The 14642-nt window shown below is 67.5% G+C and carries 10 protein-coding genes; 6 read left to right on the forward strand and 4 right to left on the reverse strand.

Annotated features, from left to right (window positions below):
* Window positions 1-139 precede the first annotated feature (139 nt).
* Window positions 140-1639 (reverse strand): depupylase/deamidase Dop, encoded by a 1500-nt coding sequence (dop, locus tag QC765_RS01485; protein ID WP_278312643.1) that lies wholly within the window; start codon window positions 1637-1639, stop codon window positions 140-142.
* Between the two features lie 133 nt (window positions 1640-1772).
* Here dop and QC765_RS01490 point away from each other — a divergent pair, with 133 nt between their 5' ends.
* Window positions 1773-2159 (forward strand): hypothetical protein, encoded by a 387-nt coding sequence (locus QC765_RS01490; RefSeq protein ID WP_278312644.1) that lies wholly within the window; start codon window positions 1773-1775, stop codon window positions 2157-2159.
* A 114-nt stretch (window positions 2160-2273) separates the two neighbouring features.
* Here the strand turns inward: QC765_RS01490 and arc are convergent, their stop codons facing one another.
* Entirely contained in the window at window positions 2274-4028 is a 1755-nt protein-coding gene (gene arc / locus QC765_RS01495) for a proteasome ATPase (RefSeq protein ID WP_278312645.1), read from the reverse strand.
* Window positions 4029-4477: 449 nt separating this feature from the next.
* On the opposite strand from arc, the gene QC765_RS01500 reads away from it, so the two are divergent.
* Window positions 4478-4936 carry a hypothetical protein gene (locus tag QC765_RS01500; RefSeq protein WP_278312646.1) on the forward strand — a complete coding sequence of 153 codons (459 nt, stop codon included), beginning with the start codon at window positions 4478-4480 and terminating at the stop codon, window positions 4934-4936.
* A gap of 155 nt (window positions 4937-5091) precedes the next feature.
* On the opposite strand, the gene QC765_RS01505 is transcribed toward QC765_RS01500, so the two are convergent.
* On the reverse strand, window positions 5092-8289 hold the full coding sequence (locus tag QC765_RS01505; protein WP_278312647.1) for a DEAD/DEAH box helicase: 3198 nt from the start codon (window positions 8287-8289) through the stop codon (window positions 5092-5094).
* A gap of 423 nt (window positions 8290-8712) precedes the next feature.
* Between QC765_RS01505 and QC765_RS01510 the strand changes: the two genes are divergently transcribed.
* Window positions 8713-9441 carry a class I SAM-dependent methyltransferase gene (locus QC765_RS01510; RefSeq protein WP_278312648.1) on the forward strand — a complete coding sequence of 243 codons (729 nt, stop codon included), beginning with the start codon at window positions 8713-8715 and terminating at the stop codon, window positions 9439-9441.
* 51 nt (window positions 9442-9492) lie between these two features.
* On the opposite strand, the gene QC765_RS01515 is transcribed toward QC765_RS01510, so the two are convergent.
* Window positions 9493-10482, reverse strand: coding sequence for an alpha/beta fold hydrolase (locus QC765_RS01515; protein WP_278312649.1), 990 nt, complete (start codon window positions 10480-10482; stop codon window positions 9493-9495).
* Window positions 10483-10760: 278 nt separating this feature from the next.
* Here QC765_RS01515 and QC765_RS01520 point away from each other — a divergent pair, with 278 nt between their 5' ends.
* From QC765_RS01520 to QC765_RS01530, 3 genes are read left to right on the forward strand one after another with little or no spacing between them, the layout of a single operon-like run.
* Window positions 10761-11564: an FHA domain-containing protein gene (locus QC765_RS01520; protein ID WP_278312650.1), complete on the forward strand. Its 804-nt coding sequence runs from the start codon at window positions 10761-10763 to the stop codon at window positions 11562-11564.
* Window positions 11565-11574: 10 nt separating this feature from the next.
* A complete protein-coding gene (locus QC765_RS01525; protein WP_278312651.1) occupies window positions 11575-11979 on the forward strand; it encodes a hypothetical protein in 405 nt (134 codons plus the stop codon).
* Window positions 11976-14642, forward strand: coding sequence for an FtsW/RodA/SpoVE family cell cycle protein (locus QC765_RS01530; RefSeq protein WP_278312652.1), 2667 nt, complete (start codon window positions 11976-11978; stop codon window positions 14640-14642). The genes QC765_RS01525 and QC765_RS01530 overlap by 4 nt, the downstream gene beginning before the upstream one ends.

Here is a 14642-nt window from a genome sequence, read left to right on the forward strand (position 1 = left end):
CTCGATCGGTGCGTCTCGCCGGGGCGTCGGATCTCGTTCACCCGGGCGATAATTCAACAGTACCGGGAGACCACGACAACGTCCCGGAATGCCGGTGTTGTTCGCTCGCAGCGCCGGCGCCCCAGCCCACGCAACGCGCCTACTTGCCTAGCTGCTCGACGAGCTCGCGCGCGGACCCCACTGAATCGAGCAGGCCCTGGACATGGCGCTTGGTCCCCCGCAGTGGCTCCAGCGTCGGTACCCGCACCAGCGACTCCCCGCCCAGGTCGAAGATCACCGAGTCCCAGCTCGCCGCCGCGATATCCGCGCCGAACCGGCGCAGGCACTCGCCCCGGAAGTACGCGCGCGTCGTCTCCGGCGGATTCGTCACCGCGCGCATGACCTCTTCCTCGCTGACCATGCGCTTCATCGACCCGCGCGCCACCAACCGGTTGTACAGGCCCTTGTCGAGCCGCACATCCGAGTACTGCAGGTCCACCAGGTGCAGCCGCGGCGCCGACCAGGCCAGCCCCTCGCGCTTGCGAAAGCCCTCGAGCAGGCGCAGCTTCGCCGGCCAATCGAGCAGGTCGGCGCAATCCATCGGGTCGCCCTCGAGCTTGCCCAGCACCTCCAGCCAGGTCGCTACGACGTGCCGCGCACGCTCGTCATCGTCGCCACGCCGATCCAGGAATGCCAGCACCCGCTCGGCATACGCGCGCTGGATCTGCAATCCCGTCAGCTCGCGCCCATCGACGAGCTCCACCGTGGCCTGCAGGGTGGGATCGTGGCTGATCGCATGCACGGCGTCGACCGGATGGCGCAGCTGCAGGTCCGCGAAATCATTGTTCGCCTCCACCATGTCGAGCACCAGCGCGGTGGTCCCGACCTTGAGGTAGGTAGCAGTCTCGGCGAGATTGGCATCGCCGATGATGACGTGCAGGCGCCGGTACTTGTCGGCGTCCGCGTGCGGCTCGTCGCGCGTGTTGATGATGCCGCGCTTGAGGGTCGTCTCGAGCCCGACCTCCACCTCGATGTAGTCCGACCGCTGGGACAGCTGGAAACCTTCCTGGTCACCGTGCTGGCCGAGGCCAACGCGCCCCTGCCCGCAGATCACCTGCCGGGACGCGAAGAACGGCGTCAGCCCCGACACGATCTTCGCGAACGGCGTCTCCCGCTTCATCAGGTAGTTCTCGTGGGTGCCATACGAGGCGCCCTTGCCGTCCACGTTGTTCTTGTACAGCTGCAGCCGCGGGTTTCCGGGCACGGACGAGCTGTAGCGCGCGGCGGCCTCCATGACGCGCTCCCCCGCCTTGTCCCAGATCACCGCGTCAAGCGGGTCCACGACCTCGGGGGCCGAGTACTCCGGGTGCGCATGATCGACATACAAGCGGGCCCCATTGGTGAGGATCATGTTCGCCGCGCCCACCTCATCGGCATCGATCACCGGCGCCGGGCCGCTGTAGCGCCCCAGGTCGAAGCCGCGCGCATCACGCAACGGGGACTCGACCTCGTAGTCCCACCGGGTCCGCCGCGAGCGCGGTACCCCCGCCGCCGCGGCATAGGCGAGCACCGCCTGGGTCGAGGTGAGGATCGGGTTCGCGGACTTGTCATCCGGCGAGCTGATCCCGTATTCCACTTCCGTGCCCATGATGCGCTGCATGGGTCCAAAGCCTAGGCGATCTCCCTGACGGAAGGGGCGCCCGGGCACGACAGCGAATGCGTGGCAATGGCTTCGCGCGGACGAGTAGCATCCGGATTGGAAGATCATCAACCAAGCCAAGGAGGCACGCGCCATGCGAGCAACACGCCGGATCGCTACCGCCATCGCACTCATGCCAGCAGCGGCCATCCTCGGCGCCCCCACCGCGCTCGCCGACCACTGGAGCGAATGCGAGCAGATCTGTGCCGCGGAGGACACCTCCCTCTCCGCGACCGCCGTCAACGCCGGCATCGCCACCGCCGTGCTCATCCAGGGCGCCGACCCCGAGATGGAATGCCGCGCCGACCCCGCCGAGGCTGGGCTGGCCATCAAGGAGGACGGATGGGTGCCCGTTGACGAGTCCGGCACCGCGATCGTCGTCCTCGAAGGAGCAGTAGCGGGCGAGGTCTCCATCACTTGCGCTTACCCAAGCTCTGACGTGTTCTGGGCGACGCACGCCGATTCTGTGGCGCTGAGCTAGCTGGACCCGGAAGGGCTCTAGGCCAGAATCCTATGAAGCTCAACGATCGCGGGCGTTCCTGTCCGGTTCTCGTTGAGCTTCATAGGCGGATTCCGGCGCCCTCTAGCCCTAGGCCTACAGGTACTGGCCGGTCTGGGACTCGGTGTCGATGGCCCGGCTAGTGCTGGCGTTCTTGCCGGTGACAAGAGTGCGGATGTAGACGATGCGCTCGCCCTTCTTGCCGGAGATGCGAGCCCAGTCATCGGGGTTGGTGGTGTTGGGCAGGTCCTCGTTCTCGGAGAACTCGTCAATGATCGAGTCAAAGAGGTGCTGCACGCGAAGCCCGCGCTTGCCGGTGTCGAGGAACTCCTTGATGGCGAACTTCTTGGCCCGGTCGACGATGTTCTGGATCATCGCGCCGGAGTTGAAGTCCTTGAAGTAGAGGACTTCCTTGTCGCCGTTGGCGTAGGTGACCTCGAGGAAGCGGTTGTCGTCGGTCTCGGCGTACATGCGCTCGACGACGCGCTCGATGATGCCGTGCACGCAGGCGTCCCGGTCGCCGCTGAACTCGGCGATGTCCTCCTCGTTGATCGGCAGATCGCTGGTGAGGTACTTGGAGAAGATGTCGATCGCGGCCTCGGCGTCGGGGCGCTCGATCTTGATCTTGACGTCGAGGCGACCAGGGCGCAGGATCGCGGGGTCGATCATGTCCTCGCGGTTGGATGCACCGATGACGATGACGTTCTCGAGCCCCTCGACACCGTCGATCTCGCTGAGCAGCTGGGGCACGACGGTGGTCTCGACGTCGGAGGAGACTCCGGAGCCGCGGGTGCGGAAGATCGAGTCCATCTCGTCGAAGAACACGATGACGGGCGTGCCTTCCGATGCCTTCTCCCGCGCGCGCTGGAAGATCAGCCGGATGTGCCGCTCGGTCTCGCCCACGAACTTGTTGAGCAGCTCGGGGCCCTTGATGTTGAGGAAGAAGGACTTGGCTTCCTTGGTGTCCTCCCCGCGGACCTCGGCGATCTTCTTGGCGAGCGAGTTGGCGACAGCCTTGGCGATGAGTGTCTTGCCGCAGCCGGGAGGGCCATAGAGCAGAACGCCCTTGGGCGGGCGCAGCGCGTACTCGCGGAAGAGATCGCGGTGCAGGAAGGGCAGCTCGACGGCGTCGCGGATCTGCTCGATCTGCCGGGAGAGGCCGCCGATGTCGTGGTAGTCGACGTCGGGGACCTCCTCGAGCACGAGGTCCTCGACCTCGGCCTTGGGGATGCGCTCGAAGGCGTAGCTCGATTTGGTGTCGACGAGCAGGGAATCCCCGGGGCGCAGGGCCCGCGTGGGGGTATAGGGGTCGAGATCCACGGGGTTGACGAGAGGATCAGCGAGCCAGACGACGCGCTCCTCATCGGCGTGCCCGACCACGAGGGCACGGTGGCCGTCGTCGAGCAGCTCGCGGAGCGTGCTGATCTCGCCGACCTGCTCGAACGATCCCGCCTCGATGATCGTCAGCGCTTCGTTGAGGCGGACCGTCTGCCCCTTGCGCAAGGTGGTGGCATCGATGTTCGGGGAGCATTGCAGGCGCATGCGGCGCCCGGAGGTGAACACGTCGGCAGTCTCATCATCCGGAATGCCCACGACGACGCCGTAGCCGCTCGGTGGCTGCCCGAGGCGGTCGACCTCCTCGCGCAGGTTGAGCAGCTGCTGGCGCGCTTCCTTGAGCGTGTCGAGGAGCTTGGCGTTGCGGGCGGTGAGCGACTCGATGCGCGCCTCTAGCTCGCGGACCCGCTGCGGGTCGGCAGCGAGCTGGCGGCGCAGGCCATTGATCTCGGACTGTAGGTCCGTGATCTCACGATTCAGTTCTTCGCGGTCGCGGGGACGTTCTGACGTGCTCATGGGCGTCTCCTCCCGTTATGGTCCTCCCACGCTACCGGCGATGCGCGAGTAGCGGGGAGTGACGCGCGTCTACCCGGTACAACAAGGGTCCCCGAGCGTCGATTCCGGTCTTGCCCGCTGACGATCATGATCTCAGGGCATTCTCAGGCAGCACTGGCCACTGTCCTCGCAAAGCCCGCGATCGACGTCTGCGGCGCCGAGTCGAACTGTAAGTGGCCAATCAGACCCACCAGGAACCGGAATCACGGAATTGCCAAGCACTCACAGACACTTTTGCCCGATTCTGCTGAAAAATGTGTGATCTGCATAACAGAATGGGGGTAGTTCGTGGATTAGCGGACCAGGACGCCGAGGAGGTGGCCCGGGTGAGCCTCACAGTGACGTGCTTGACTCCTCCGGAATTGTTCCGTGCGGCAGCGTTGCGCTTCCAGCCGGGGCGACGGCACCGCATGAACGTCGAGTTTCGCAACGAGGACGGGGCCCGCGTCCATGACTCGATCATCCTCGACTGCCAATGGACCGAGGATGCCGTGTCCATGGTGCTGATCCTCGAGCAGGGCCAGCGGGTGCATGTCGACATCCCCGACACCGCTCCCGGATCCGCGCGGGCCGCCGTCGTCGTCGCGCCAACAACGCTGTCGATCCCGCTGCTCGTGCGCGGTGTGGAGCGCTGGTTGATGTGGCAATCGAGCAGCGACGAATGGAACTCGGGCACCGGGCCTTTCGACCATCTCGCCCCGCTGCGGCGGCAACCGCTCGCCTGGCGCCAAACCCTTGCCCAGCATGCCGAGAACCGTGAATGGGCGCTCGTGCTCTCCCACATGCGCGATGCGCTGCGCCCGCTCCACGGGGACACCCTCGTCTGCACCGCCGCCGTGATGTTCGACGTCAACGGCACCGTTCCGTAGCCGCAGGGCTGGCGGGCTGGTCGGCTGGCGGGCTGGCGGGCTGGCGGGCTGGCCGGCTGGCGGGGCAAACGCGATAGAAGCTGCTGGAAAACCGCCGCAGTTTCCCGTGCTTTTGCCGATTTCCCGTGCTTTTGCCAACAATGCGAGGACTCGGCCTACGTGAACAGGCCGCGGATGTCGTCGGCGGTGAGGGCATTGCTGAACCCGGCACCGTCATCGAGAACGTTGCTCGATAGCTGCGCCTTGCGCTGCTTGAGCTCCGCGACCTTTTCCTCGATGGTGCCGCGGGAGATCAGCCGATAGACGTTGACGGGGCGGGTCTGGCCGATGCGGTGCGTGCGGTCGACGGCTTGGGCCTCGGTGGCGGGGTTCCACCAGGGATCGAGGATGTAGACGTAGTCGGCCTCGGTGAGGTTGAGGCCGAATCCCCCGGCCTTGAGGCTGATGAGGAACACCGGCGCGGCTCCCGAGCGGAACGCGTCGATGACCTTGCCGCGGTCACGCGTGCTGCCATCGAGATAGGCGTAAGGGATGCCAGCGCTATCGAGGCTCTGGCGGACGAGCGCGAGGAAGCTGGTGAACTGGCTAAACACGAGCGCGCGGTGGCCACCAGCGATGATGTCGTCGAGGTGCTCGTGGAGGATCTGGATCTTCGCGGATGGCACCCGCTCGTGGGCGGGGTCGACGAGGGCGGCGTGCAGGCTGAGCTTCCGCAGCGTCGTCAGCGATTGCAGGATGGTGATGCGATGCTTGTCGATGTCGTCGACGAGCCCGAGGATCTTCTGCCTCTCCCGCTGCAACCGTGTGTCGTAGGCCTTGCGGTGCTTGGGGTGGAGGGGGATGTCGAGGAGGGTTTCCTGCTTGGCGGGCAGATCGCTGGCGACAGCCTCCTTGGTGCGGCGGCGCAGCAGGGGCGCGATGCGGCGCTGCAACTGCCCGAGGCATTCGGTGTCGCCGATCTTCTCGATGGGCTCGGCGTAGGTCTGCTTGAAGGACCGCGGGTTGGGGAACAGGCCGGGCGCGGTGATGGCGAGCAGCGACCACAGTTCCATGAGGTTGTTCTCGATGGGGGTGCCGCTGATGCCGAGCTTGAAGGGGGCCGGGACGGTGCGGCAGCAATTATGGATCTTGGATTGATGGTTCTTCGCGATCTGCGCCTCGTCGAGGATCAGCCCGGACCAGGAATGCTCCTGGTGGGCTTCGTTGTCGAGCCGGAACAGCGTGTAGGAGGTCACCACGATATCCGCGCCCGACGTGGTGGCGTCGAGGGTGGTGCGACGCTTGCCGAGCGTGTCGGTGAGGGTGACGACGGTGAGGCCCGGGGTGAAGCGCGCGGCCTCGTCGGCCCAGTTGGGGACGACGCTGGTGGGGGCGACGATGAGGAAGGGCGGCGCGCCAGGATGCTGCTCGCGGGCGTGGGCGATCAGGGTGAGGGTTTGCAGGGTCTTGCCCAGCCCCATGTCGTCAGCGAGGATTCCGCCGAGCTTGTTGCGCCACAGGAAAGCGAGCCAGTCGTAGCCGTCCTGCTGGTAGGGGCGCAAGGTGGCCCGAAGCCCGTGGGGCAGATCGGCGGCGGTGGGCCTGTCGGTGCGCATGGCGGTGATGTGCCGGTCCCATTCGGCGGCTTGCTGGCCGACCACGCCGCACTCGACGAGCTCGTCCCACCAACTGATCTGGTAGCGGTTGATGCGCAGCCCGTCACCAGGCTTGTCGGTGAGCGCCTTGGCCTCGCTGATGAGCGAGCGCAACGCATCAAGCTCGGGACGATCAAGGGTGAAGTACGCCCCACCAGGCAGGATCATGCGGGACTCGCCGCTGTCGAGGGCGCGGAAGACATCGGGGAACGCGAGATTGGTGCCGTCGACACTGACCGCCACATCGAGGTCGAACCAGTCTGACTGCCCGGTCAGGTGCGTCGTGGACAAGGTGATGGCAAACGTATCGTCGGCGTCGCGGAACTCGGGGATCTCGCCGGAGATCTCGACGTCGACGCGGGCAAGCTCGCGCAGCGGCGGCAGGATGTCCTCGACGAGGGTGACGGTGTCCATGCCCTGATAGGCCGTGGGCTCCAGGGAAACCAGCGTGCCGATACTGCGGGCCACCTCCTGCTCGGCCGCGGGGTCGCGGATCCCGTCCGGCTCGATCGGGTCCAGCACGGGAAAGTCCGCGACCGTGTCGTCGATCCGGTAGCGCCAGGAGCAGAGGCTCGCCGCGCGATAGTCGCTGTCAAAGACCAGTTCCACCAGCAGACGGGGGCCCGTGACCTTCGGCGGGGAGAACGACTCGTCCCTCGACCGGATCGCGGCGCGGGCCCGCAGCCGCGGGTAGTACGCGGTAGCAAACCGGTGCGCATCGGCAGCGGGCACGGATAGTGGATCCGCGTCGAGCACCGCGGGCCGCAGTGGCTCGGGCACTCCCGCCGGGCAGGCAGCGAGATGCAGGCAGCCCAGGTCGTCGCGATACGCGACGCCATGCCCCTCGGCACCGAGGAACCCGATCGGCCGCAACAGTGGAACGGTCCCCGCGGTACCCGCCGGATCCGCCCCCGGTGGCACGCTCGCCTCGATCCGCAGGTCGCCGCCCTCGCAGCGCTGCACATCCAGCGTCAGCTCCGCGGGCGGATGCAGATCCACCATCGCCCAGTCCCGATCCCGGTCCAGCAGCACGACGCCGCTGCCCAGGAGATCCAGCAGGATCGGCCAGAACCGGATGCTGTGGAACTCGGCGAGATCAAGCTGCCCATCAAGAGCCGAGCCGCGCGCCCCGCCCCGCCCCGCCTGGTAGACGGCATGGAATTCCCGCAGCAACCTCAGCTGCTCCCCGTCGATGGTCATGCGATGCTGCACATAGGGCAGCTCGTTCCATGAGATCGCCGTGGACAGCCAGCCCCGACGGCCCTGTGTGACCAGCCGTGCCACCAGTCGCGTCCCCACCATGCCCGCCCGCTGCTGGGCCGACGTCAACGGCTGCGCGGCCAGCTCCATGCCGAGTATCGCGCTCTCCGGCGGAGGCTCATCGTCGGGCAGCAGCCCGGCCAGCGCCTGCTCCCACGCCGCGAGCTGCAGGGCAGGCTCGGACTCGCGCACCGCATCCACCGCCGTGGCCACCAGCGCGACCGTGTGCTTGCAGTCCTGCCGCATCGGGCAGCTGCACCGGCCATGATCGAATCGCAGCTCGCCGCCCACCACGGTGAATACCGCCGAGGTGCGGTACGAGTTGCGGCCACTGCCAGCGACGATACCGCGCAGCGCGGAGGCTGCCGCGTCCCAGGAATGGTCCTGCACGGCGCCATCGCGGGCATATCCCATGCCACGCCAGAACGTCGCCTCCCCCACGAGCGAACGGAGGGTCACGGTAGGGAAATCTCGAAGCGCGGCGGGCAGCACCCGGCCAACCTACCGGAGGAATCGATGCGGCGAAACGGAGCGAGTGGCCTCCCCTTCGATGCCGCCGCCGATGCCGACGCCGATCGTGAAGATCCAGCCACATCCTGCGCGGCTGGATTTACATGATCGAGGCGGGGCACCAGCGACTCGCGCGTGGCAGTATCCAGGTATGGCCTGCCTCGCCCGAGCAATCACCCCCGGCTCTCGATCTCATGCCGAACTCGTGCGGCCTGCCGAGCGATGCGCCACGATCCCGCCGCGAGTGTGCGAATTCCGTCAGGGTTATCGGCGCAACCTGTCATTTCTCGCACTCTCGCTGGGGTCCGCCCTGGCTCAGGCGCCCGAATTCTCGCGCATATGCCGAGCCGACCGTACGCCCGGAGGTGGAACGTGAGTGATCGCGCACGGAGCTTCGGCGAGGCTGCGGCCAGCTACGACCAGGTGCGTCCGCGCTACCCGCGGGAGCTGCTCGCGCGGATGCTGCCGACCGGGCCCGGGGTCATCGTGGATTGCGGCGCGGGAACAGGCATCCTCACCGCCGAGCTCGTGGCGCTCGGGCACGAGGTGATCGCGGTGGACCCGGACGCGCGCATGCTCGACCGGCTGCGGGCGGTGCTGCCCAGTGTCACGGCGCTGGAGGGCCGGGCTGAATCAATGCCGCTCGCCGATGCCACGGCCACGGCGGTGGTGCTCGGGCAAGCCTGGCACTGGGTGGATGTGGCTGCGGCCTCGCGGGAGGTGGATCGTGTGCTGGCGCCCGGCGGGTCGTTGCTCTTGCTGTGGAACATCCGCGACGAGGCTGTGCCGTGGGTGCGGGAGCTCACCGGGATCATGCAGCGCAGTCCGGCGGAGGACATGCTGCGCGGCGAGGGCCCCCGCGTGGCGGCGCCCTTCACCCAGGAGGCCGCGGCGACGCACGAGTGGGCGCGGACCCTCACGCCCGATGAGCTTCGGGAGCTGGTGCGCAGCCGGAGCAATTACCTGGTGGCCAACGCTGCAGAGCGTGCCGAGGTGGATGCGCGGATCGAGGAGTTGCTGGCATCGCATCCTGATCTGCGCGGCCGGTCCCGCATCGAGCTGCCCTACCTCACCCATGCGTACCGGTACCGCCGGGCCTGAATCGCTCGACCCGGCTGCGGGAATCCTCGCCCCGCGAGTGTGCGAATTCCGTCAGCCTTTCTCACGATCGCTGTCGTTTTTCGCACTCTCGCGAGCCAGGGACCCGGGACTCACAGCCCCCACCGCCGGAACCATATCGACGGCGGTGAAGTCGTCGCGGGTGCGGGCGATCGTGGCTTCCTGGTAGTGGCCGGACTCCTTGCGGTGCAGGGATTCGGCGAGGAGCTCGGCGAGGGTAGGGCGCATGTGTGCCCACATGTGGCCGTGGTTGCGTATGACGGTGATGGCCGTGCTTCCCGGGTGGCGGGTGTTTCGCCGCAGCACGGCGTCGATGTGGTCGGAGTGGCTGGTGAGCGCATCATGCACGCCGATGATGTCGTGCCAGGTGGTCGCGGGATTCAGGGTGTCGGGCAGCTCATGGAAAGACTTGCGCCGCATGATCATGGAGCGGCGGAGCTTGCTGAGCGGGTCCATTGTCGGCGCGGGGTGCTCGTGGTCGTGGGGATCGAAGTCGCCGACGATGGTCTCGATGGCGTCGCGGACGATGGGGCCCTCGCGGCGGAGCATGTGGACGGCGCGCAGGACGTGGCGGTGCAGGCCGTCCATCGTCCCGACGGACGAGAGGGTGACGAGGTGGTCGGCGTGGTCCTGGAGGGACTCGGCGACGGAGTAGGCGACAATGCCGCCCCAGGACATCCCCGCAACGTGGAGCGGGTCGGGGTGGATCCGCGCGAGGGCGTGGGCGTGGCTGTCGGCGAACCTGCGGCGGTCGGTGCGGCGGTGGACATGGTCGGCCATGGGCGCGATGATCGGGCGCTCGAGGTGCTGGGCGTAGGACCAGAGGTACCGCTGGCCGAGGGTGGTGTTGGGGGTGGATCCGAAGCCGTTGTAGATCACCACGGGCTGCACGTGCTCGAATCGCCGGTTGAGGAGGTAGAAGCGGAACTTATCGCCGGAGGTGCGGTCCGTGGCGACGTTGTACTGGGTGATCTCGTCGCGGAAGGTGTGATAGGCCGCACCGAGGTGGTCCGTTTCGTCCATGCGTCCATTATCGTGGGTGGGCGAGCCATGGCCACTCGGGAGGGGTGGCCAGCTTCTCGCAGGGGGATGTCGGGGAATCGCGCTACAGTTCCGGGCTGGTGCGGCCATTGGCGCGATGGTCAGCCTGGCTGCATGCTTGGAGGCGACGGTCCTGGTCCGATGAACCTGGAGCATGCGTTGTCTCCTGGCATGGCAAGCACCGTAGCAAGCAATAGTCCCGGGCAAGCACGAAACCGCAAGAGGCAAGCAGCAGCAGGAAACGGTCAGGAGTTCACGGCATGGACGTACTCGTCATCATGGTGTTCCTCGCGATCATCGCGGGCGCCTCGTGGTGGGCGTGGCAGCAGGCCCGCGCGCGTGCCCTGTCGTCGGTGGCTCGCGGCGCGGTCGCCAACCTGGTGCGCGGCGCCGAGTCTCGCCTGCCCGAGGAGCCTCTCGATGCGCTCATCCACCGCATTGGCGAGCAGATCCTGCGCAAGTCCGAGCGGACGCTGAGCACCCGGGTGCTGCCCGAGAGCGTGGTGCTGATCGTGGCGCCCGAGGTGGCGAGCAGGATCACCAGGAACTGGGATTCGTTCACTGATGATCTCGCCAACTATGTGCTGTCGTCCGCGGCCGATGAGGACTACATCACCGGCGACGTGCGGTTCACCCTCGCGGAGAACGAGCGGTTCCACCGGCGTCGTGTCGATACCATCCTGAACAAGTCAGCCGCTCCTGCCGGTGCCCGGGTCCGCCGCTCCGCGCCGCGCCCCACCGGTGATGTCACGCAGGTGGTCGGGCGCGCGCAGTGGTTGATCGAACCGCCCTCGGGCAAGGCTGTTCCGATCTCGGAGGGCCGTGCGTGGAAGATCGGGGCCGGGGGCACGTGCGACATCATCATCAACGAGCCGATCGTCAGCCGCGAGCATGCCAGCATCACCGCGAAGGGCGACTCGCTGACCATTACTGACTTGTCGAGCACCAACGGGACGTGGCTCGACAAGAAGAAGCTCGACCGCCCCCTCACGATCACCAAGGACACCACCATCGATCTCGCTGGACGCGTCCCGGTTCGCTTCGTCCATCTCGCGGCGCTCTAGCGGGCCGGCGATGATCAACAACTTCCTCGCCCATGCGGCTGTCCTCATCATCGCTCTGCCCCTTCTCGCGCACGTGGTCCTGCGCGAGCGTCCGCCGAAGGAGGTCTCCCGGGCCTCCGGAAACGCACCGGTAGCAGGTTCGGGACGGGCAAGCGGCACAAAGGGAGCCCCGCCGAGCACGAAATCGGCCACGGGAGCGAAGGCACGCCGTTCCGGCAGCGACGGGACCGGTTCGCGATCGCTCGCCACGCGAATGCTGGGCCTGCCTCCCGAGGGCAAGCCCCCTAGCGGAAAACCCACCAGCAGCAAGTCCCCCAGCGGAAAATCCACCGGCGGAAAACCCACTAGCGGCAAGCCCGATGCCAAGGATGGCGCCAAGAAGGGCCGTGGCGGCACGACGAAGCGGACGCGATGACTTCCACTACTGTGCCCGACCCCAGTGCCTCCACTGGCCCGCGCTGGACTTGGCATGAATCGCCGGTGGCCTCGACGTCCACCCGTGAATGGCGGATGGCGCTGCTCGTAGCGGCATCGAGCGGACTGCTGGTGCTCACCTCGCTGGGCAGGCTCGGCTGGCCGCTGGGGCAGGGCATCCTCCTGCTGATCGCTTCCCTGGTGGCACCGCTGCTGCTCACCGTGGCGGTGCGCGCGGCAATCGGCCCGCAGGTCTCCCTCGCGATGCCGTGGGCAGCGTGGTTCCTCACCTGCCTCGGCCTGGTCACCGGCTTCCGGCTAGCGCCGGGCAGCTTCATCACCACCATGCTGTGGCTTGGCCTCGCGGTCACCGCGTTCGTCGTCTCGGCGCTGTTCACCAGCCGCTGGCATCCGCGGGTGTCCCGGCTGCACGCCGCGATGATCGCCGCCCTCGGCCTGGCCCTGATGGCGCTGCCGCTGGTGCCGTCCTTGGCCTACACAGTGGGCGAGGTGCGTGCCTGGATCCAGCTCGGCCCGTTCACCGCGCAGCCCGTCGAGTTCGCGCGCCCGCTCATCGTCATCTCCGTGGCGTTGCTGGCATTGTCGACGGCCTCGTCATTCCGCAAGGCCACCAAGCAGACCATCGCGATCACTGCGGTGCCGCTCTTCGCGGCCGGGCTGCTCGCGCTCTACCTCGACGATCTGGGCCCAGCGCTGGCGATCTTCGCGGGCGGTGCCACGATCATCACGCTGTGCCTGCCCAAGATGCGCTACGCCCTGTGGCTCGCCGGGGCCGGTGCGGTGCTGCTCGGGCTGGTGTATCTGGTCTCGGGCAAGGTGCGCGACCGTGTATCCGAGATATGGGAGCCCGTTCTTCCTGATGGCAGCATCCGGCAGAACGGGATGGCGCAGATGGCTCTCTCGCGCGGGGGCTGGTTCGGCAGTGGCTTCAACCGCGGCAATCCCACTGTGGTGCCCGTGGTGGAGAGCGACTATGTGCTCGCTGGCATTGGCGAGGAGCGCGGCTACGTCACGCTGTTGGTGATCGTTGCGCTGTTCCTCGTGATCAGCCTCGCCGGGTGGTACTCGGCGCTGCGTGCTCGCACGCTGGCGATGCGGCTGATCACGGCAGGGCTGACGGCGATGTTCAGCATCCAGGCTGCCTACGTCATTCTCGGCAATCTCGGCGTGGTGCCCATGACGGGGATGGTCACGCCATTCCTGTCGAAGGGCGGCAGCGCGCTGATCGGCATGTGGTTCACGATCGGCCTGATCGCGGGCGCTGGTTCCCGGGCGGTCAATCTCAATGCGCCGCGCAGCGAGCGGGATCTCACCCGGCGCATCGCGCGCGTCACCCCAGGCATCCCCGCGTTCTGGGTGCTTGTCGTCGCGGGCACGGTCATTGCCACGGCCGTGGTGGATCCGTTGCCCGCCTCGCAGTTCGGCAGCTTCGTGCCGCTCGACAAGCGCAGCGACCTGCTGGCCCGCGATGGCCAGGTGCTTGCGAGCACCACCCACGATGCGAGCGGGACCAGCCGGACCGTGCATCAGGTGGCGGGAATGACCGATGCCAATCAGCGCTTGATCAGTGTCGTGGACAATCGCATCCAGGAATGGCCGAATTGCGGTAGCTGGTGGCGGCTGATGCTCGATCTTGACTGCCCGCCGCAGCCCGCTGTCTCCGCGCTGTCGCCGACGGTGCAGGCCGCTGCGCGCGACGCTCTCGGCGGCGTGTCCGGGGACGTCGTTGTCCTCGATACCGCCACGAGCTCGGTGCTCGCGGCCTACTCGACGCCTGATGCTTCCGGGCGCTGGGGCAATGGGCATCCGGCGCTGGCCGCGGACTCCGCGCCCGGTTCCACCTACAAGATCATCACAGCGGCCGCGGTGCTCGATGCCGGGCTGGAGGGGCAGACCGAGAGCCGCTCCGAGTACACCCCTCCCGGCGGCTTCGGCACCGTCCACAACCATGATCTTGGCCCTGCCGGCGGAACCCTGGAGGAGGCACTGGCCGAGTCCTCCAACACCGCTTTCGCGGAGCTCGCCATCGAGATCGGAGCCGACCGGATCCGCGGGATGACCGATGCGATGAGCGGCTGGGACAACGACGGCACCACGTTCGCCAGCAGGCCCGTGGCGCTCGGTGGGCTCGGCGACCCCGATGCGATCGCTCGCACCGGTTTCGGCCAGCAGGATGTGCGTGCCACTCCCCTCGCTATGGCGCACGTCGCAGCGATCGTCGCCACCGGAGGCACGAGCAGCCCGCCCCGCTCCATCATCGGTGCGTGCCGCGGCGACCGCTACGCCCCGACCGATGCACCGGCTCGCGAGCGTGTCATCGAGCCCGAGGCAGCACAGCGCATCCGCGAGGGCATGGAGCTCTCCGTCAGCACCGGCAACGTGCCCGCCCTATACGGGCTCACCGAGGACATCGCCGCCAAGACCGGAACCGCCGAGAACAGCGACGGCCTGTACGACGGCTGGATCGTCGCCATCGCTCCGGTGGAGGGCAGCAACATCGTCGTCGCGGTGCGGGTCCTCGCGGACTCCGCGACAGGAACGGACCGGGGTGGCGCTAGCAGTGCCGGACCCGTCGCCGCTTCGGTACTGCGCGCCGCGATCGCCGACCGCGGCGCCAGCACTAATCCCTGCGCCGGCAACTAG

It is taken from the genome of Hoyosella levis (assembly GCF_026008515.1).
GTDB classification, from domain to species: domain Bacteria; phylum Actinomycetota; class Actinomycetes; order Mycobacteriales; family Mycobacteriaceae; genus Lolliginicoccus; species Lolliginicoccus levis.

Excerpts from the sequence above, each read along its gene's own strand:
- QC765_RS01515 (WP_278312649.1), bottom strand. The coding sequence starts at position 10,482 with ATGGACGAAACGGACCACCTCGGTGCGGCCTATCACACCTTCCGCGAC.
- QC765_RS01490 (WP_278312644.1), top strand. The coding sequence starts at position 1,773 with ATGCGAGCAACACGCCGGATCGCTACCGCCATCGCACTCATGCCAGCA.
- QC765_RS01500 (WP_278312646.1), top strand. The coding sequence starts at position 4,478 with ATGAACGTCGAGTTTCGCAACGAGGACGGGGCCCGCGTCCATGACTCG.
- QC765_RS01530 (WP_278312652.1), top strand. The coding sequence starts at position 11,976 with ATGACTTCCACTACTGTGCCCGACCCCAGTGCCTCCACTGGCCCGCGC.
- QC765_RS01525 (WP_278312651.1), top strand. The coding sequence starts at position 11,575 with ATGATCAACAACTTCCTCGCCCATGCGGCTGTCCTCATCATCGCTCTG.
- arc (WP_278312645.1), bottom strand. The coding sequence starts at position 4,028 with ATGAGCACGTCAGAACGTCCCCGCGACCGCGAAGAACTGAATCGTGAG.
- dop (WP_278312643.1), bottom strand. The coding sequence starts at position 1,639 with ATGCAGCGCATCATGGGCACGGAAGTGGAATACGGGATCAGCTCGCCG.
- QC765_RS01520 (WP_278312650.1), top strand. The coding sequence starts at position 10,761 with ATGGACGTACTCGTCATCATGGTGTTCCTCGCGATCATCGCGGGCGCC.